Source organism: Paraburkholderia sp. RL17-337-BIB-A (assembly GCF_046025895.1).
In the GTDB taxonomy this organism is placed as follows: Bacteria; Pseudomonadota; Gammaproteobacteria; order Burkholderiales; family Burkholderiaceae; genus Paraburkholderia; species Paraburkholderia fungorum_C.
This window is the reverse complement of the sequence record NZ_JARESY010000001.1, coordinates 1419810-1438958: the sequence shown is the minus strand read 5'-3', so window position 1 is coordinate 1438958 and position 19149 is coordinate 1419810. Positions and strand designations below refer to the sequence as shown.

The following is a 19149-nucleotide window of genomic DNA, read 5'->3' as shown; positions in this document are numbered from 1 at the left end:
TTTTCGGCGTACTTGCAACAAAAAAGCCGGGGGTGTTCCCGGCTTGGACTGCTTACCAACCCCACGTTTTCAGGAACGTGGGAGGTTGCTTTTCAGGCGCAGCAAATCGCGGCGCGGAGCGCTAGTTTGGGGCAATCAGCGCCGGGGCGTCCCCCGACTTTTGCACCGCCCGGATAAGGAGCGCTCAAGCGATGCAAGCGGCATCCGCGGTAACGCTCAATTGGCCATCGCGCCTGAGGCTTCGTGCTTCATGCCCATCGAGTCGCTGCCCTTTTTCATCTTGTCGGACTTCATTGTGCCCTTCTTCATGCTGTCCTTTGACATGCTGTCCTTCGACATCGTGTCCTTGGACATTGCATCCTTCGACATCGAATCGTTTGACATCGCGCCGCTTGCCTGCGCGAATGCGGCGCCGCCGTTGGTCAACAAAGCGAGGGCCATTGCTGCGATTGCGAACTTTTTCATGGGATAACTCCGTTTCGTTATGGATGAATCAGAACCGGCTTTCAACTCGAGCCGGGTATTTCCGAAGCCTCTGCCGCCCGGAGGTCGCGCGTGCAGCCTGGCACGCGGCGACCCGCGCGCGTCAGGAGCCTCCGAACCAGTTGTAACCCTGGTCGACCCAATAGCCGCCGGGATACGTATTGGTGACGAACATCTCGACGATGTGCTTCGGATTCTTGTAGCCGAGCTTGGTCGGCATGCGCAGCTTCATCGGGAAGCCGTATTTCGCGGGTAGACGCTCGCCGTCGTAGGAGAACGTGAGCAGCGTTTGCGGGTGCAGCGCGGTGGGCATGTCGATGCTTTCGTAATAGTCGTCGGCGCATTTGAAGCCGACGTATTTCGCGCTCGTGTCCGCGCCGATGCGCCGCAGGAAATCGCTGAACGGCGTGCCGCCCCAGCGGCCGATCGCGCTCCACCCTTCCACGCAGATATGCCGTGTGATCTGCTCGGCATGCGGCAGCGCGTACAGCTCGGGCAGGGTCCAGACACGCTGACCGGTGACGAGGCCGCTGATCTTCAGCGTGTAGCCGGAAGCATCGACATCGGGGACGTCGTCGATGCCGTAGAACGCGTTGAACGGAAACGGCCGCGTGATTTGCGCTTCGGTGTAGGTCGGCGCCAGTTGCTTCGGATCGAACAGGGCGGCCTGCGCGCGGTCGTTCAGACGCGACACTGCCGTCAGGAATGCGTTGACGGAATCGTTGTCGGTGAGCGAGCAGCCGGTCAGCATCGAGAGGCCGCCGAGCGTTAGAAGCCGTTTGCCGAACAGGCGCCGCGACGGCATGGCGAGTTCGCGCCGGGCGTCGATCAGGATCGATTCGCGGTCGAGCTTATCGTCAGGCATAGGGCCGGCCTTTCGATCGGTTTTTGTCCAGGGCTTATTCATGATTCGATGTCCTTAAGCTTCGCGTAGCCGTCTCCCGGTGGATGAGCGGCTTAGTGTCCGCGCAGCATTGCCAGCAGCGAGCGCGGCACGAGCGCCACCATCGCCAGATGCACGACGATGAACGCCGCCAGCAGCGACATGGCGCAGAAGTGGACAATGCGCGCGTTGTCGTAACCGCCCATCAGCTCGCGCAGCAGCGGAAACTGCACCGATTTCCAGATGGCAAGACCCGAGAGCACCAGCACGAGCAGATCGCAGACCACGAATAGATAAGCGAATTTCTGCACCGCGTTGTAGGCGCGCAGATCGGCGTGCGAGAGCTTGCCGGTCAGTGCGGCGATGAAATCGTGCAGCACGGCGCGCGGCGAGACCGGCAGGAACTTGCGCACGAAGCGTCCGGTGGCGAGATTCAGCGCGAGATACAACAGACCATTGAAGACCAGCAGCCACATCGCCGCGAAATGCCATTGCAGCGCACCGCCGAGCCAGCCGCCGAGCGTGATTGCCGGCGCAAACGTAAAGCCTTTGAAGATCGGCGACGCGTCATAGATGCGCCAACCGGACAGCATCATCAGGATCGCCGCGAGTGCGTTGAGCCAATGCGTGAGGCGCACCCACACAGGATGAATCGTGCCGTGCGTGGGTGCGGCGGGCGGAGCGGTTTCGTCGAAAGCTCGGCGGGTTCGTAGGGTTCGCATGGCGTGCTCCATCAAGATCTGCACGTTTGTCGAACCACGAGACCGGTTATGACAGCCAGTTTTGAATTTTTATTTTTGGTTTGAGTTGTTCGCCCGCGGTCGCGACCATACCATGCTGTTTATGCCCACGGGGCGCGACATGTCTGTACGTTGGCGGGCAAACTGCCGCGAACGCCCCGCTGTGGCCGGCTATCGACAAAACGCTCAGCCAGCCCACACCCCGTCCAGGCAGCACCTTCAGGCAGCAATTAAGGAGACGCCCGGCCCGTGCTAACATTCACCTTTCGATTGCGCCGATCAAGCTTTCTTTGCGGCGCTCACCCAAACATCTTTCACTCTCTGCCGGCTACCTCGATGCGCTTTCCGATCTCCCGTGCCTTCAACCGCTTGCGCCCCCGCCGCGCAACCGGTTGCGCGCGCGCGGACGTCGCGACGCCGCACCCCAGCCAGCCGTTCCGAACGCTCCCGCTTCTCGCCGCCCGGCGCCCGATCTGACGTTGCTCCCTCCATTACCGGAGCCACGTCGTCGGGCTCCGGGCTGATCTCATCCGTACGCAATTCCCTTATATGCAGATCAATTGGAGAACCCGTCATGAAAAAGACGAAAACCTGTTACCTCACCGAAATCGATGTCGCCCGGCTTGAAAAGCACGCGGCCGCGCCCGGTGCCGACGCCAAATTGCAAGACATGCTCGACGACGTGCTGGAACGCGCCGTGATCGTCGAATCGCGCGACATCCCCGCGAACATCATCACGATGAATTCACAAGCTACGCTGGTCGACGAAGGCAGCGGCGAGCAGATGACCTGGACAGTTGTCTATCCGCCCGATGCGGAGTTCGCGCAGGGCCGCCTGAACGTATTTTCGCCGCTCGGCCTCGCGCTACTCGGCGCCAGGCGCGGCGAACGCATCCGCTTCACGCCGCCAAGCGGCACGGAGAAAGTGCTGAAGCTCGAAAAGATCCTGTTCCAGCCCGAAGCCGCCGACGATTTCACGCTGTAACGCAAAGCACACTCGCGATTCAAATTTCCGCACCGCATCACACCCGGCAGCCCTATCACCATAAGAATAGTGCGTGGCTGACCGGCGTTATCTCCGACATCTGACTTTTTCAAGACGGGTTGCCAAGCAGCGCCCGGCCGGTGTATCGTGTGCGCTGCTAACGCGGGGGTCCTGCGTGGCGCGGGGGTTGGAGGTCCGTGCTGCGTGGGTGAGAAATACCCTTTGAACCTGATCTGGATAATGCCAGCGCAGGGAAGCGTACGGATTTCGCACCCCAGCTTTATCGCCTCACCTCTCGCGAATCCGACAACTTCCATCTCGTCTCCTGCTTAGCGGCCCACACATGGGACCGGAGTTGGTGCTTTGCGCCAACTCTCGTCGACCGCAACAAGTTGCATGGGACCGGAGCAAGGCGCGAAAGCGCCAACGCCGGTCGAAGAGGAGATCCGCATGAACGCCAATCCGAAGTTTCTTTCCGCCGACGCCCACGTCGACGCCGCCGCTGTCGCGCCGCTGCCGAATTCCCGCAAGGTCTACGTGACCGGCTCGCGGCCCGATATCCTCGTGCCTATGCGCGAAATCTCGCAGGCCGACACGCCGGATAGCTTCGGCGGCGAGAAGAATCCGCCGGTCTTCGTCTACGATACGTCGGGGCCTTACTCCGATCCGGAAGCCAAAATCGACATCCGCGCCGGCCTGCCCGCGCTGCGTCAAGCCTGGATCGAAGAGCGCGGCGACACCGAGGCGCTGACGGGTCTGTCGAGCGACTTCAGCCGCGAACGCGCCGCCGATACCGCGACCGCCGACCTGCGCTTCAAGGGCCTGCACCGCACGCCGCGCCGCGCGATCGCCGGCAAGAACGTCTCGCAGATGCACTACGCACGTCGCGGCATCATCACGCCGGAAATGGAATACATCGCGATTCGCGAGAACCAGCAGCGCGCCGCGTACCTGGAAAGCCTGAAGACGAGCGGCCCGAACGGCGAGAAGCTCGCCGCGATGATGGGCCGCCAGCACCCGGGCCAGGCATTCGGCGCGAGCGCATTCGGTCCCGACGGCCTGAAGGAAATCACGGCGGAATTCGTGCGAGAAGAAGTCGCGCGCGGCCGCGCGATCATCCCGAACAACATCAACCACCCGGAAAGCGAGCCGATGATCATCGGCCGCAACTTCCTCGTGAAGGTGAATGCGAACATCGGCAACTCGGCGGTGACCTCCTCCATCGGCGAAGAAGTCGACAAGATGACGTGGGCGATCCGCTGGGGCGGCGACACGGTGATGGATCTCTCCACCGGCAAGCACATCCACGAAACGCGCGAGTGGATCATCCGCAACAGCCCGGTGCCGATCGGCACGGTGCCGATCTACCAGGCTTTGGAAAAGGTCAACGGCAAGGCCGAAGACCTGACGTGGGAAATCTTCCGCGACACGCTGATCGAACAGGCCGAGCAAGGCGTCGACTACTTCACGATCCACGCGGGCGTGCGGCTGCAATACGTGCCGCTGACGGCGAAGCGCATGACGGGTATCGTCTCGCGCGGCGGCTCGATCATGGCGAAGTGGTGCCTGGCTCACCACAAGGAAAGCTTCCTGTACGAGCACTTCGAAGACATCTGCGAAATCATGAAGGCGTATGACGTGGCCTTCTCGCTCGGCGACGGCCTGCGTCCCGGCTCGATCTACGACGCGAACGACGAAGCACAGCTCGGCGAACTGAAGACCTTGGGCGAGCTGACGCAAATCGCGTGGAAACACGACGTGCAGACCATGATCGAAGGCCCCGGCCACGTGCCGATGCAACTGATCAAGGAAAACATGGACCTGCAACTGGAATGGTGCGACGAAGCGCCCTTCTACACGCTCGGACCGTTGACCACCGACATCGCGCCTGGCTACGACCACATCACCTCGGGCATTGGCGCTGCAATGATCGGCTGGTTCGGCACGGCGATGCTCTGCTACGTCACGCCGAAGGAGCACCTTGGGCTTCCGAACAAGGACGACGTCAAGACGGGCATCATCACCTATAAGCTCGCCGCGCACGCCGCCGACCTGGCAAAGGGCCATCCGGGCGCGCAGGTGCGTGACAATGCGTTGTCGAAGGCACGCTTCGAATTTCGTTGGGAAGACCAGTTCAATCTCGGTCTCGACCCGGACAAGGCGCGCGAATTCCACGACGAAACGCTGCCGAAGGATTCGGCCAAGGTCGCGCACTTCTGTTCGATGTGCGGCCCGCACTTCTGCTCGATGAAGATCACCCAGGACGTGCGCGAATTCGCCGCGCAACAAGGCGTCACCGACGACGAAGCGCTGAAGAAAGGCATGGAAGTGAAGTCGATCGAGTTCATGAAGAAAGGCGCCGAGATTTATCAGCGGCAGTAAGGGGCGGATTGCGGGCGCATCAGTACGCGCCCGCCATTCGAACTTCGACATGAACGCGTTGCAGCACCGAAGCCCGCCACCGGCGGGCTTTTGCCTTTCCACGCGGGCGGGCACACCGCATGCTCACGGAAGGGAAACACTTGATTACGAACCCGATAGTCTGCTGACAAGCTCACACATCTGGATACGGGCTTCGGGATAACATCAAATGCAAAGTGCCGCTCATTGACGGGCGTGTGACCGTACGACGACGGCGACCGCGCCACGCCGGTTGCTTCGCAAAGCGGCCTGCAATGAGGTGAAATAAGCCGTTACGGTTTTGCAATTCTGCTGGCGCGACGGCGGCGTAAGCTCAAGCCATTACGCCCCGAATGGCGGCGTCCGATTAAAACAGGAGCGCGTCATGAAGTCCCGCCTCAACACCACGGTCAGCGCGATCAGCCGGCGGCTGCCGCGCCGCTTCCCACGTATTTCACAAACGGGACTGGCGCTCACCGGCGCGGTCTGCATGCTGACGTTGTCCGGCTGCTATTACCCTTACGGTTACTATCCGGCCGGCTACTACCCGTATTACGCCACGGTCCCGGCGGGCGCGACACAACAGGACGTGCAGGTCGGGCCGCCGGATCCGCAAGCGGCGCAGCAGGCCCAGCAGGCGCAGCAGCAGTTTTCTGCGCAGCAGGCGCAGAACGCCCAGCAGAGCCCGCCGCCCGCATATGCGGTTGCGGCCGTGCCCCCCGTCTATGTGGCGCCGGCTTATCCCGTCTACTATCCGCCGCCGGTGTATCCGGCTTACTACGGGTATCCTGGCTGGTACGGGCCGTCGGTCTCCATCGGCTTCGGTTTCAGCAGCTATTGCTGCGGCGGCCACGGTGGGTGGGGTGGCCATGGCGGGTGGGGTGGTGGCCACGGCCACTATCACTAGTCTCGCGGCCTGAGATCGCTGACCGGCTTCGAGCATCCCGTGCCCGTATTTGCCAGGCACGGGACCGGTCTATGCCGCATAACGCGCGCGTCCCGCGTTGCCCCAAAGCCGGCCAGCCCGCCGGCATGCGGTTTGCCGCGCCGAATTGGCCCACGCGCATCCTTGCGCGAGCAAGGCGGCCCGCTCGCCTCAGCGCTTCGCTCTCGCCCTTTCTCCGCGCGCCCGTAGTTTCCCTTCTTGACGCCTGACGCCTGGGCATTATGCTTTGGAAGCCACACGCATGCAGTACCTGTTTAAATAAGCGACCCGGCACGCTTCGACGCGCCGCTGGCGCCCATCCGTCCTAACAGTGCGACGCGCCCGCAGTGCGTAGTGCCGCGTCGAGTTCGAACAACAACGAAGGAGACGTGGATGTTCCACCAGCTACTCACCCCCGTCGGCAATTCACTATTGCCGTCATTCCTGGTTGCCGCGCTACCGATCATCGTCGTCCTGCTGCTGCTCGGCTGGGCGCGCCGGCCCGCCTGGCAGGCTTCGCTCGCGGGGCTGATCGTCGGCCTTATCGTGGCCATCTTCGTGTGGCAGTTTCCGGTGGGTCTCGCGGTCAATTCGGTGGTCGCCGGCGCGGTCTTCGCCTGCTGGCCGGTGATGTGGATCGTGTTCACGGCGATCCTGCTCTACAACATCTCGCAGCGCTCGGGCCGCTTCGCGGCCTTTCGCATGTGGATGATCGACAACCTGCCGAACGACCGGCGCGTCGTGCTGGTCGTGATCGGCTTTTCGTTTGGCGCCTTGCTCGAAGGGATTTCGGGCTTCGGCACGCCGGTCGCGATCACCAGTTCGCTGCTGATCCTGCTCGGCTTCCCCACCCTCGAAGCCCTCACCTTCACGCTGATCTTCAATACCGCGCCGGTTGCGTTCGGCGCGCTCGGCGTGCCGATCACCGTGCTCGGCGCGGTCACGCATCTGCCGGCCGATTCGCTCGCCAAGATGGTGGGCCGCCAGTTGCCGTTCTTCGCCTTCCTGCTGCCGTTTTACGTGATCGGCGTGTATGCGGGTTTTCGCAACATGCTGCGCGTCTGGCCGGTGCTGCTGGTGGCCGGTGCGAGCTTCGCGCTGACGCAGTTCGTCGCGTCGAACTACGTGAACTACAGCCTGACCGATGTGTTGTCGTCGATGGTGTCGCTGGTCCTCACCATTGCGTTTCTACGCGTCTGGAAACCCGCCGTCGATCCGAAATTCGCGGTCAACATCGACCGCGTCGGCGAGGTACGCGGCAAGATCGGCGGCGCCCAGGGCTGGTATCCGTGGATCATCGTCTCGGTGGTGGTGATCGTGTGGACCGTCGCGAAGGTTTTCCTGATCGGCGACGTCAAGGTGCTGTGGCCGGGGCTCGACAAGGCCGTGTTCATCACGCTGTATAACACGCCGTACGGCGCGATCTGGGACTTCCAGCCTTTGGCGACCGGCACGGCGATTCTGGTGTCGGCGATCATCACGGCGCTCGTGGTGAAACTGAGCGCGCGTGAATTCGGCGCGGCCATCGCCGACACGTGGGTCCAGACGCGCATCGCCATTCTGACGGTGGCGACCATCGTCGGCCTCGCGTATCTGATGAACTACTCGGGGCTCACCTACACGCTCGGGCTGGGTGTCGCGTCGGTCGGACCGTTCTTTCCGCTGGTGTCGGCGTTCCTCGGCTGGGTCGCGGTGTTCCTGTCCGGCAGTGACACGTCGGGCAACGCGCTGTTCGGTAACCTGCAGGTGGTGGCGGCCAATCAGTTGAACCTGAACCCGATCCTGATGGCGGCGACCAATTCGTCGGGCGGCGTGATGGGCAAGATGATCTCGCCACAGAACATCTCTACCGGCGTGGCGACCACCGAACTCAAAGGCAAGGAAGGCGTCGTGTTCGCCAAGACCTTCAAGCACTCGATCCTGTTGACGGTGATTCTCGGCGTACTGGTCTGGGTGCAGCAGAACTTCCTGCAGTGGATGATTCCCCATTGAGGTGGGCCTGAGCTGAGGTGTATGTGGGTCGTCGGGGTAACGACATGTGCGTGGCTCGCCTTGACGCGGTGGGCTGCGCGTTGGGTCCGATCAGGTAGCCAGGATCGGCATGAGTGGCCAGTCGGCGTATGTATCGGCGCGCTGGCCCACCTTGAACCGATGGCTTGGGCGATGGGTCCGATCAAGTAGTTGGCATCTGCATGAATGAACCGGCGGGCGTGCTCTTCCGAATGCACGCCCGTTTCTTATTGATGGGCTGTATTCGACTCGCCCGAGTCAGCGCGGGGGCCTATTGCATTTGACCCGCCCGAGTCAGCGCGGGGGCTTGGCATTCGACTCGCCCGAACCAGCGTAAGCGACTGGCTCTGCTCGCGCCAACGGCACTGCCGTCAACGTCCCGCGCGCGACTGCCTGTCGCAAAATAATTCAAGCTCTTTCATCCCCCGATATTGCCGGGCCTGCGCCTCGCCCTCCCGACGCCGATCTCATCGCAATTTTTCTCACATCAGCGTGAGAATTGCTCGTTTTGCGGCCCATCGGGCTGCGCTTACGATGACGGCTATCAGACGTCCTTCACCTCTCCCGAATCTTGCCGTTTCATTCCAGCCTGAAACGTTTCGCGCAATCGCGCTGCTACGATGCTCAGGCGTCCCGACTCAACCGCGCGCGGCGCCACCACCATGAATGCCAAAAACCTGCTGCAGTTGCTGATCCTGGCCGCCCTGTGGGGCGCCTCGTTTCTGTTTATCCGCGTCGGCGTGGCCGACTTCGGCGTCGCGCCGCTGATGGCGCTGCGTGTCGGCATCGGCGCGATCTTCCTCGCCGTTGTCCTGATCGCGCGGCGGCCGCTGCGTCAATCCGCGACGATCCTGCGCACGCGCGCTTTTCCGCTGCTGGTGGTCGGCATCCTGAATTCGGCTGCGCCCTTCTGCCTGTTCGCTTATGCCGAACTGACGCTGTCGGCGGGCGTGACGTCCGTGATCAATGCGACCACGCCGCTGTGGGGCGCGCTCGTCGCGTTCCTGTGGCTGCGCGACCGCCTGAGCACGCTGCGCACGCTCGGTCTCGCGATCGGCTTTCTCGGCGTCCTGATGCTGGTGTGGGACCAGATCGCCACACCGGACGGCTCGGCCGCCACGCCGCTCTCCACCGGGCTCGCAGCAGCCGCCGCGCTCGGCGCCACGCTGCTCTATGGCATTGCCGCCAATTACACGAAGCGTCACCTGACCGGCGTCGACGCATTGACTGTCGCGACCGGCACGATGACTGGCGCCACCATCGTGCTGCTGCCGCTCGCCGTGATCTACTGGCCAGCTGCGCCGATCGCGCTGCACGCATGGGGCGCGGTGATTGCGCTGGGTGTCGCGTGTACTGGTGTCGCCTACATGCTGTTCTTCCATCTGATCGCGGTGGCCGGGCCGGCACGCGCGATTACGGTGACCTTCGTGATTCCGATCTTCGGGATTCTGTGGGGTGCGTTGTTTCTCAGCGAAACCGTGTCGCCGGGCATGCTGGAAGGCTGCAGCGTGATTCTCGTGGGCACCGCGCTGGCCACCGGCGTGATCAAACGTCTGCCTTGGGTCGGGCCGCGCCGCGCCGACACCTGAGAGCCACCTGGCGCGATGCGTTTGGCGCCGTGTGCTGCTCGCCTTGTCGAGAGGCACGCCGGCTCCAGAACACCGCTTCGCGCAACGTCTCCTTCGGCGCCGCCGCTTTTCTGTCGCGTGGGTCTTGCTGTGTAGATGGCCTGGCAAGCTCTCCGCCGTGTCGGAGGCCCCGCAGCCTTTCGTCGTGTTGAAGGCCCCGCAACCGTTCGTTGCGTCGGAGGTCTGGCAGCCGCTCGTCGTGTCGCAGGCCCGGTAGCCTTTCGTTGCGTCGGAGGCCTGGCAGCTTTCCTCGTGTCGGAGGCCTGGCAGCCTCTCATCATGCGGAGGCCCGGCTACCTCTCGCCCCGTCTGCGGCATGGCCACCCATTTCGAGCACCCAAAAAATAGCCCGCACTCCATTGGGAGTGCGGGCGAAACCGTCGCCCTACGAGGATAGGCGACGGGGCCACCGAGGCCGCGCGCCACGCGCGCAGGCCATCATCGGGCTAAGCACAGGTTCGTTCGCCGGTGCTGGAATGATCTGGGAACGCCGTGTGGAAATTCACCGCACTTGCATCGGATGTTACGAATCCGGCCCCATGAATCATTAAAAGCAGCTTGCATGCCAATTATTCAACTTGACGAAAAATTGATCGCAAATCGTTGATTGTTATTGTAATTTTTTTCAACGAAAGGATATTGGCAGGATTAGTGGAAGGAGGTTTGCGAGTTACGTCACCGGGGTAACGTCACGTTACATGCGGCCGCACGGAGGAACGGCCGCAACGTGTCGCTTCAGGCATCTGAAGCAGCTCGAACATCAATGCATCGGCCATTTCGGGCGTTGCGCAGACGTATGCCGGACCCTCAAGCCAGCTGGCCGCCGCGTCTCGCGCTGGCCTAAGGCCGCGCCACATACGAGCGCAAGGACGAGCAAGCTCGCTGCCCACATCCAATAGGGGATTACGTCGAACATGGCCATCTCCTGTTGAGCGCCGATTCATACCGGTGTTTTAGACGTAAGCAAAACACGTGCGCGGTACGACGACGCTCTCATGGCTTGCGGGTGCCTCGGGCGAGGGATGAGACGGGCGTAAAAAAACCCGCCCGGATTGCCTTCCGGGCGGGTTTTTCAGACAGCATTCGCTGCTTGCTACAACTTCGTTCAGTGCAACTGGTCGGCCATCAGACTCATGATCTGCTTGGCCTGCGGGGTCTGATCAATACCGCCCTTGTCGTCCACCACTGCCACACGGGTCTGGTTAGGCGTCACCGCGCGCACGTTCACGAGATACTGCTTGGCGACCTTTTCCTTCTTGCCATGGAACACCTGGCTCCAGAAGCCCTGCTCTGCCGATGTCATGTCCTTCGGATCGACGTAGCGCACGAAGTACAAACCGCGCGTCGCATCGCGATCGTCAACGGTGAAGTTGCTGCGGTCGAGCGCGAGGCCCACGCGCAACCACGCACGGTCATACGGCTCGCCAAGCGTCAGCTCGGTGGACGAGAGTTGTGCTGACGTAGTGTTCGCCGCGTCATCTGGCATGGGCGATTGCGCCGACAGTGCCACGTTTTGCGCCGCCGTGGCAGCCGCCGCCGACTTCGCACTCACCGTAGCCGCGTTCGGTGCCGTTTGCGCACCCGCCGGCGAGAGCTCGGCGCTTTGCGTATCGGCCGGCTTCGCGCGCGAATCGGCCAGCGCCAGCGCTGCCATCAAGCGCTTCAGGTATTCCTGTTCGAGACCCGGATCGTTCGGCTTGGCTTGCCACTGGGTCGAATCGTTGTTCGTGCCCGTGATGGCCTCGCGCATACCCTTCTGGCTGATGAACACATAGGTGCCGCCGTTCGGCGCCGCTTCGAGACGCGTGCGGTACTTGTTGCGCTCAGAACTCACGTAGCTGGTGCCCATTGCCTTGGACAGCGTGTTGCGGATCAGGCCGTCGTTGATCTGTGCGTGCGTTTCGTTCCAGTCGGTTTCCATCACGCCCTTGTCGCGCTGGTCGACCACCAGCAGGAAGCCCTGTTCCTGCCAGAAACGGCGGATTTGCGCCCATGCCTGGTCGGGCGCCTTGTTGTCGATCACGAGCCAGCTTTCCGTACCGTCGCGCTGGATGTGCATGCCGTTCACCTGCGGCACCACCGTCAGGGTGTTGGCGGCCGGGGCTTGTGCCTGGACCTGCTGGAGCGTGGTCAGCGAGGTTTCGCCGCCTTGCGGGGGCAACGAACGCTGATCGGACGTCTCATCGATCATGTTCGGCGGTACGGCCAGTGACACTTGCTTCGACTTCGAGTCGCTTTTGTAGTCGATTTTGGTCGGCGACGAGGTGCCGCAGCCGGCGACCAGACCGCCTGCCATCAGCATTACTGCAAACCGCTTGGTAAGACGAAGATCAGTCATGTTCGGGGAATCCTTCCGCTACGCCACGGCAAGTTTCCGTGGATCAACCCAACATTTTACCGATCCCGACGAGACATGTGCAAAAACTGGGGTTTGCCCGTGAATTGAGCGGCCCGCGGCCGGCCAAACGCAGCAGCGCGTGGATCGGCGTGGAGGCGGTTGAATCGCCACGATCCAGCGAGCTTCCCGGCGTGAAAAGAGGCCCCGCTCCGCTGCAGCGATCCGCGCCACAAGCCGCCAATTTAACAATCCACAACATTTCCCAATCGATCGTAGGATATGCCGCACACGATCGTCAGATCATTGTTTTAAAAGGCACTTTCGCGCCTGGCCTCACCCTATTTTCGAGATTACCCAAAGCGCCGCACACCGCTCCTGACAACGATCAGGAAACCTGAGTGTTATCTTGAATTAGACGTCTCAATAAAGATTGAACGCGCCAACCGCGAGCCATGTAGCCATGCCAAATCCTTGTTTCTCATCCGCCTTTTCACCGGTCATCGCCGCCTCGGCAATCGTGGCTGCCCTTCTGTGCATCAGTGCCGATGCACGTGCCGAATTGGGCAGCACGATGCCCAGCCAAGCGGGTTCGACGGCTGCTGCGCCCCAAACCCTGCTGAACGGCGCCTTACGAATGCGCACGCTGACCGATGCTGGCAATACCACCATCAACGAGTACGCGACCAATTCCGGCCAGATCATTGCCTACACGTGGCAGGGCCCGACCATGCCGGATCTGCGCGCATTGCTCGGCAAATACGCCGACTCTTACCGGACGGGCGCCGCCGCATCGGCGCCGGACGGCAATCTGCACGCCTCGCGGGTGGTCCGCCCGGACGTGATCGTGGAATCCGGCGGCCCGATGCGCGGCTATGCAGGACGCGCGTGGCTGCCGGCGGCCTTGCCGGCTGGGATCTCGGCAGCCGATTTCCGCTAACGCCGCGCGCCCGCCATCAAGAAAACGTCTCGACGATCGGTTGCCGACCTCAACATGAAGACTCCTTCTCGTTTCCACGCCCTGCTCCTCGTCTGCGCGGCAGTCGTCACTGGTTGCGGCGGTGGCGGTAGCGGCGACACCGCTTCCTCTCAGGCAGGCGCAGCCAGCCCGGCCAGCAGTCCGGGCGCGGCGGGCTCGTCAGGTGCCAGCGCGCCATCCAAGGGTGGCGTCTCCAGCACGGCCACGTCCGTGCCGCAGTCGACCACGCCCAACGTCCAGCCGATCACGGTCGGCGCCGTGCCGGGTCTGACGCGCAACATCTTGACGACGAGCGTCACGGTCTGCCAGCCCGGCACCAGCAGCTGCGCGACGATCGACAACATTCAGGTCGACACCGGCTCGCACGGCTTGCGAATCCTCGCTTCCGCGTTGCCGTCCAGTCTCACGCTCGCAGCTGTGGGTTCAGGCAGCGGCGTGACGGGTGAGTGCTCAGTATTCGGCAGCGGCTATACGTGGGGCTCGGTGCGTAGCGCGGACGTGCGGATGGCCGGCCAACTGGCCGCCTCGCTTCCGATCCAGCTGATCGCCGACCCCACGCTGCCCACTGTGCCCTCTGACTGCGCCAGCTCCGGCCCATCGATGCTGACCGGCTCGAAAACCTACGCCAACGGCATTCTCGGCGTCGGCCTGTTCGCCGCCGACTGCGGCAGCGGTTGCGTCAATTCAGCTCTGCCCCGCTGGTATTACAACTGCGACGCCAGCGGCGCCTGCCTCGCGAGTACGCAAGCGCTCGCGCAGCAGGTCACCAATCCAGTCAGCCGCTTCGCGCTCGACAACAACGGCGTGGTGATCGACCTGCCGGCCATCGCCGATGCGGGCGCGGCCAGCGTGTCAGGCTCGATGATCTTCGGCATCGGGACCCAGGCGAACAACACGCTCGACGGCGCAAGCGTGGTCAAGGCGAATCAGGTCACGGGGTTTGTGGTCACCAGCAGCGCCGGCCAGACTTATGCGCGTAGCTACATCGACAGCGGCTCGAATGGCTTGCTCTTCAGCAGTAGCCAATTCCCGCAATGCGGTTACTGGTATTGCCCGAGCTCGACGCAAACAGCGAATGCCTCGATCACGGGCACCAACGGCGTGTCGACCACGGTGTCGTATGCGATCGGCAATTCGTCCGCACTGTTCGCCTCGACGAACAACGCGTTCAACAATCTGGCTGGAGGTGTCGGCAATGGCTTCGGCTGGGGCCTGCCGTTCTTTTTCGGACGGCGGGTCTATACGGCGATCGCGTCGCGCGCTACCTCGGCCGGCCCGGGTCCGTACTACGCGTTCTGAGTGCTTGATGCCCGAGCATCCACCTTGCGAAATGTCGGCTATTCTGGATTTCTGAGGGCCGTCTCCACACAGCGGCGCCGGGCGGGTCTGATTGAGCACCTGCCACGACTCTCCCTGTCATTAGCGAATTCCCACACTAAAACACGATAAATCCTACAGCCCGATCAGACTTTCCCGCAGGGAAAATTCCTAAATCCTCATCCCAGACCTATTTGATACGGCCTGACTGCAATAATCATCGTTTCCGGCTAGCGCCATCTCGATATCGTTAGTCCTGCATATCTATCAAAGATCAAACGATGGAACTCACGTTTTCGCTCGACCATTTCGAGCAACTCGTTTATACGCAACAGCATGCGCAGGCCTCGGTCCAGCTCATTGCCGCACTCGCACTCCTCCAACACACGCGCGGCGAACTGGACGCAAACTTCCAGGCGTCAGGCATGACCGACCTGCCTCCCCAGGAGCAACGCCAGCGTTTTTGCACGCGCCTGACGAGCGCCGTATCAACGTTGTTCGCCGACCCGGACTTCCAGCCGCCCACCGCGTGCTTCAGGCTGTTTCTCACGCTGCATGAATGGATCGGCGTGCTGTTCTCAGCCACGGCGTCAGGCAATGCGGACCATGTCGCCCGCTATCTGAATCCGCGCGGCCCGGCGGATGCGCAATTCCTGCCGGGAGATAGCTTCATCGAGAAGCTATGCGTGCTCTATTCGACCGAGTCAGAACTGGAACTCGACTTCGCCGCGCTCTGGGCGTACGACAAAACCATCGCGGCCTGTCTCGCCCTCGTTTTGCTGGCACCGGTGTTCAAGGGCTCGCCGAGCGCGCATCTCAAGCGCGAGGCGTTGCTGGAATGGCTGCCTGGCAGGCTGCAGCAAATCGACGACCTCGACGACCTGCCCTCGGCCGTGCTGCATAACGCCTATATGTTCTGCAGCTATGCCGACACGCCGCGGCGGCATGCGATCAAGCAGGACATCAACGTGCTGGTACGTCGCAAGCTGGCACAACTCGGCCTGACCGACCTGCCGGCGTCAAAACGCACGCCGGTCAAAAGCAAATCGCGGCGCGGCAAGAAACCCGTGATGGCCGTGGTGCTGGAGTGGTTCAGCGGCGCGCATTCGATCTACCGCACGCACTCGCGCACGCTCGAAGCCGCGCGCGAACATTTCGAAGTGGTGGGCTTCGGCTTCGGTTACGCCGTCGACGACGTGGGGCGGAATATCTTCGATCGCTTCATCGAACTGGAGCAGCCGGAATACATCGGCGAGTGTCTGAAGACGATTCGCGACTTTGCCGAGGCCGAGCAGCCGGACGTGCTGTACATGCCGAGCGTCGGCATGTTCGTGCTGACGGTGTTCGTGTCCAACCTGCGCGTCGCGCCGTTGCAGATCGCGGCGCTCGGCCATCCCGCCACCACGCACTCCGACAAGGTCGACTACATCAGCGTCGAAGAAGATTATGTCGGCGACCCGGCCTGCTTCAGCGAACAACTGATGAAGCTGCCGAAAGACGGCCAACCGTACCGCCCGTCTGTCGCACTGCCGGACATCGTCGCGCGGATTCCGCCGCCGCGCGAGACGCTGCAGGTGGTCATCGCTGCCAGCGCGATGAAGCTCAATCCCGGCTTTCTTGATGCATGCCGAGCAATCGGTCAGCGGGCCGCGACGCCTGTCGAGTTTCACTTCATGAGCGGTGTGCCGTCCGGTTTGCCGTTTGACCGTCTGCGCGATGTCATCGCGCGTGCGCTGCCAGGCGCCGTCGTTCACGACTTTCACGACTACGCCGCGTATCTGGCGCGCGTCAACCAGTCCGACTTGTTCCTCAGCCCGTTTCCGTTCGGCAACACCAACGGTATTGTCGATGCCTTGACGCTCGGCTTGCCCGGTGTCTGCAAGCGCGGTCCGGAAGTGTTCGAGCGAATCGACGGCGCGCTGTTCGAGCGCGTGGGCATGCCGTCGTGGACCACTACGGACAGCGTCGAGGCTTATATCACCGCAGCCGTGCGGCTGATCGACCAGCACGACGAGCGCACCGCGCTGCGCCAGCGCCTGATCGATACGCAGGCGGTAGAGCGCTGCTTTGAAGGGCGGCCGGAGGCATTCGGCGAAAGCGTGTTGAAACTGCTGCGCGAAAACAAAAGCCGCCACGTGACCGGGGCGGCTTGAGGGGCGGCTTGAGGTGCGTCTTGCGTCGGCCGGATCATGCCGTGGTCATTGAGCACGGCACAAAGTACTCAGCGGAATGCTGACCGGCGGTAACAGGCGCGACGGGCATTCAGACTGCTGACCAACCCCACGTTCTCCGAAGCGTGGGGTTTTGTTTTTCAGGCGGCGCGGATCGCTGTGTGGAGCTGAGTCTGCGGGCAAGCAGGGTCAGGCAATTGCTATTCAGTGGCTTCGCTGGCTTTATCGGCCGGCTTGATGAGCGTTGCCGGCGCCAGCCAGCTGAATGCGCCCAGCACCGAACCGTGAAACGTGCACTCGGCGGCGGCGGCCGTGGTGGTCTTCTTCGGCTTGGCGGCTTTGATCGAGGTAGCTTTGGCCCCTGACGCGGCGACGCTCGCAGAAGCGGCCGCAGCACCCGAGGCCGCTCCAGCCGTCGCGCCGGAAGCTGCCGCGGCGTCCGCAGCTGAAGAAGCCGCCGGCACCGTGGATGCCGCGTATGCCGCGCTCGCGCCCGAAGCCGCCCGAGGCGCATTCGCCAGTTTCGCGGCGGAAGCTGCCGCGGGTGCCGCAACTTCAGAAGCCGACACCACATGCTCGATCGATCCTTCGACGACTACCCGGGAACCGTCGATACCGGTGCCCGTATGCGTGATCTTCAGCGTATCCGGCGACGTTTCAGCCAGCTTGCTTCGCATCAACTGCTCGCATGCATCCGAGTTCTTATAGACGGCCGTGCAGCCCGCCAGCAGTGCGGCAGCGGTCGTGACACAGGCGATAGTGAGAATCCGAATCTTCATTGATGTTCCGTTTTTCAAGCCGTCGGCAATTGTAGCTTACGGGCTGATGGGTCGACAGCGAGGCCCACGGAAGCGGCGCAGGAACGGGGCAGGGCCAGTGGCAGGCGCTGATGCAGGACGGACGGGACGGGACGGGACTGGACTGGACTGGACTAGCCGAGACGAGACAGCACGCCACGCCACGCCACCGCACCGCACCGCACCGCACCGCACCGCACCGCACCGCACCGCACCGCACCGCAAAATATTAAGCCACCAGGCGCACACATCGCCCAACAGGCAGAGACACGACTTGACCGCGACGCTCTGCATCGGCATCGTGTCGATCGGCCGCCACGCCTTAGGCACTGCCGCCTCTTCGGCTAGACCCGCGTTGCTGGGTATAGACCCGTTTTCCCACTGTGCATTGACCGCCTTTCCCGCATGTTCAACCTTGCCCTGCTCGCTGTCGCGGCTTACGTCGCGACCAATATCGACAACCTTTTCGTTCTGCTCGCATTCCTCGCGGAAGCGGCCGGCCAACGGCGTCGCGTGATCGCCGGGCAGTTTGCCGGTTCGCTGACCTTGATCGTGGGGTCGATTCTGTTCGCCGCATTGTTGACGCGCTTATCCACCGGCTATGTCGGCCTGCTCGGCGTCTTGCCGATCGGCGTGGGTCTGGGCAAAGCGTGGACGCGCTTTCGCCCTGGCGGCACGGATCAGGAGGAAGAGGCGCACGCCGCGGCACGCAAGCGTGAACCGGGAGCCGGCGCAGGCTCGTCATGGTGGACAGTCGCATGCGTGGCGGTCGCCAATGGTTCGGACAATCTTGCCGTCTACGTGCCCTTGTACGCGAGTCACTCGCACAGCGAGGGCATGTTCATCTCGCTGGTGTTCGTCGCCATGATCGGCCTCTGGTGCGCTGGCGCGGTGTGGCTGGTGGACCATCCGTTGCTGGGGGCCCCGATCCGGCGCTACGGTACCGCGTTGCTGCCGCTGATCCTGTTGGCGATCGGCGTCTCGGTGATCGTGCAGAACGATGCGCTGCGGATCGTGTTCGGCATCTGAGTGAGACCGCCGGGAACAATCACAATCCGATGATCATGCTATCGGACCACACGCCGGAACAGAAAATCGCGGTCCGCGCCAGGATGCGCTGCTGTCAGCGCGCGATGCAGCAGGACCGGTCTTCGCCCGCGCAAAACGCTCAGTTTGCGGGCATTTGCGGCTGCACGTAGGTGCGCACGCCGGCAAGCGGCGAACCGTAGCCACCCGACTGAGTGTTGTTCGGCAAACCGTTGACCAGTTGCGCGCGCGGATCGGTCGGATTCAGATTCAGTTCGCCCGCCTGCTGGTTGCCGTGCGTCGGATATTCGCTGCCGCGCGCCGCGTTCGGCATCACACGCGTACTGTTTTGCGGCGCGTTAATGTCATCCTGCACGCTCAGGCCCTGCGCACCAGCCTGTGCGGCGACACCGCACGCAGCCGCGCACAGCAATACCGCCGCTACCCTCGACGTCGATGCTCGTTTCATA

General features: G+C 62.8%; 17 protein-coding genes and 1 riboswitch. Of the genes, 10 read left to right on the top strand and 7 right to left on the bottom strand.

Annotated elements, in window-relative coordinates:
• Positions 1 to 216: 216 nt before the first annotated feature.
• The 3 genes from P0D84_RS06680 to P0D84_RS06670 all read right to left on the bottom strand — a co-directional run bounded on the left by P0D84_RS06680 (position 217) and on the right by P0D84_RS06670 (position 2088).
• Entirely contained in the window at positions 217 to 465 is a 249-nt protein-coding gene (locus P0D84_RS06680) for a pentapeptide MXKDX repeat protein (protein ID WP_408333872.1), read from the bottom strand.
• 121 nt (positions 466 to 586) lie between these two features.
• Positions 587 to 1390 carry a molybdopterin-dependent oxidoreductase gene (locus P0D84_RS06675; RefSeq protein ID WP_408333869.1) on the bottom strand — a complete coding sequence of 268 codons (804 nt, stop codon included), beginning with the start codon at positions 1388 to 1390 and terminating at the stop codon, positions 587 to 589.
• A gap of 50 nt (positions 1391 to 1440) precedes the next feature.
• Positions 1441 to 2088, bottom strand: coding sequence for a cytochrome b/b6 domain-containing protein (locus P0D84_RS06670; RefSeq protein ID WP_408333867.1), 648 nt, complete (start codon positions 2086 to 2088; stop codon positions 1441 to 1443).
• 592 nt (positions 2089 to 2680) lie between these two features.
• Here P0D84_RS06670 and P0D84_RS06665 point away from each other — a divergent pair.
• The 5 genes from P0D84_RS06665 (at position 2681) to P0D84_RS06645 (ending at position 10015) form a co-directional block, all read left to right on the top strand.
• Positions 2681 to 3091: a GreA/GreB family elongation factor gene (locus tag P0D84_RS06665; RefSeq protein WP_408333864.1), complete on the top strand. Its 411-nt coding sequence runs from the start codon at positions 2681 to 2683 to the stop codon at positions 3089 to 3091.
• A gap of 154 nt (positions 3092 to 3245) precedes the next feature.
• Positions 3246 to 3364, top strand: a riboswitch (TPP riboswitch).
• 177 nt (positions 3365 to 3541) lie between these two features.
• A complete protein-coding gene (gene thiC, locus P0D84_RS06660; RefSeq protein WP_408333861.1) occupies positions 3542 to 5473 on the top strand; it encodes a phosphomethylpyrimidine synthase ThiC in 1932 nt (643 codons plus the stop codon).
• A 403-nt stretch (positions 5474 to 5876) separates the two neighbouring features.
• Complete coding sequence (locus P0D84_RS06655) at positions 5877 to 6398, top strand: hypothetical protein (RefSeq protein ID WP_408333858.1); 522 nt, start codon at positions 5877 to 5879, stop codon at positions 6396 to 6398.
• Positions 6399 to 6809: 411 nt separating this feature from the next.
• Complete coding sequence (locus tag P0D84_RS06650; protein ID WP_408333855.1) at positions 6810 to 8408, top strand: L-lactate permease; 1599 nt, start codon at positions 6810 to 6812, stop codon at positions 8406 to 8408.
• A gap of 680 nt (positions 8409 to 9088) precedes the next feature.
• Positions 9089 to 10015: a DMT family transporter gene (locus tag P0D84_RS06645; protein ID WP_408333852.1), complete on the top strand. Its 927-nt coding sequence runs from the start codon at positions 9089 to 9091 to the stop codon at positions 10013 to 10015.
• A 1144-nt stretch (positions 10016 to 11159) separates the two neighbouring features.
• Here P0D84_RS06645 and bamC read toward each other — a convergent pair.
• Positions 11160 to 12392 (bottom strand): NlpB/DapX family lipoprotein, encoded by a 1233-nt coding sequence (bamC, locus tag P0D84_RS06640; RefSeq protein WP_408333849.1) that lies wholly within the window; start codon positions 12390 to 12392, stop codon positions 11160 to 11162.
• 38 nt (positions 12393 to 12430) lie between these two features.
• On the opposite strand from bamC, the gene P0D84_RS06635 reads away from it, so the two are divergent.
• Complete coding sequence (locus tag P0D84_RS06635) at positions 12431 to 12790, top strand: hypothetical protein (protein ID WP_408333846.1); 360 nt, start codon at positions 12431 to 12433, stop codon at positions 12788 to 12790.
• Positions 12791 to 12812: 22 nt separating this feature from the next.
• Here the strand turns inward: P0D84_RS06635 and P0D84_RS06630 are convergent, their stop codons facing one another.
• Positions 12813 to 12962 carry a hypothetical protein gene (locus P0D84_RS06630; protein ID WP_408339924.1) on the bottom strand — a complete coding sequence of 50 codons (150 nt, stop codon included), beginning with the start codon at positions 12960 to 12962 and terminating at the stop codon, positions 12813 to 12815.
• Between P0D84_RS06630 and P0D84_RS06625 the strand changes: the two genes are divergently transcribed.
• From P0D84_RS06625 to P0D84_RS06615, 3 genes are all read left to right on the top strand, one after another.
• Positions 12910 to 13329 carry a DUF2844 domain-containing protein gene (locus P0D84_RS06625; RefSeq protein ID WP_408333843.1) on the top strand — a complete coding sequence of 140 codons (420 nt, stop codon included), beginning with the start codon at positions 12910 to 12912 and terminating at the stop codon, positions 13327 to 13329. The two genes, P0D84_RS06630 and P0D84_RS06625, sit on opposite strands and share 53 nt — an antisense overlap.
• Positions 13330 to 13383: 54 nt before the next feature.
• Positions 13384 to 14667 (top strand): DUF3443 domain-containing protein, encoded by a 1284-nt coding sequence (locus P0D84_RS06620; protein WP_408333840.1) that lies wholly within the window; start codon positions 13384 to 13386, stop codon positions 14665 to 14667.
• Between the two features lie 299 nt (positions 14668 to 14966).
• Entirely contained in the window at positions 14967 to 16838 is a 1872-nt protein-coding gene (locus P0D84_RS06615; protein WP_408333837.1) for a glycosyl transferase family 1, read from the top strand.
• A gap of 218 nt (positions 16839 to 17056) precedes the next feature.
• On the opposite strand, the gene P0D84_RS06610 is transcribed toward P0D84_RS06615, so the two are convergent.
• Positions 17057 to 17635 (bottom strand): hypothetical protein, encoded by a 579-nt coding sequence (locus tag P0D84_RS06610; RefSeq protein ID WP_408333834.1) that lies wholly within the window; start codon positions 17633 to 17635, stop codon positions 17057 to 17059.
• A gap of 423 nt (positions 17636 to 18058) precedes the next feature.
• Here P0D84_RS06610 and P0D84_RS06605 point away from each other — a divergent pair, with 423 nt between their 5' ends.
• The gene (locus P0D84_RS06605) at positions 18059 to 18682 is read left to right on the top strand and encodes a cadmium resistance transporter (protein ID WP_408333831.1); all 624 of its coding nucleotides are present in this window, start codon (positions 18059 to 18061) and stop codon (positions 18680 to 18682) included.
• 139 nt (positions 18683 to 18821) lie between these two features.
• On the opposite strand, the gene P0D84_RS06600 is transcribed toward P0D84_RS06605, so the two are convergent.
• The gene (locus P0D84_RS06600) at positions 18822 to 19148 is read right to left on the bottom strand and encodes a hypothetical protein (protein WP_408333828.1); all 327 of its coding nucleotides are present in this window, start codon (positions 19146 to 19148) and stop codon (positions 18822 to 18824) included.
• Position 19149 lies beyond the last annotated feature (1 nt).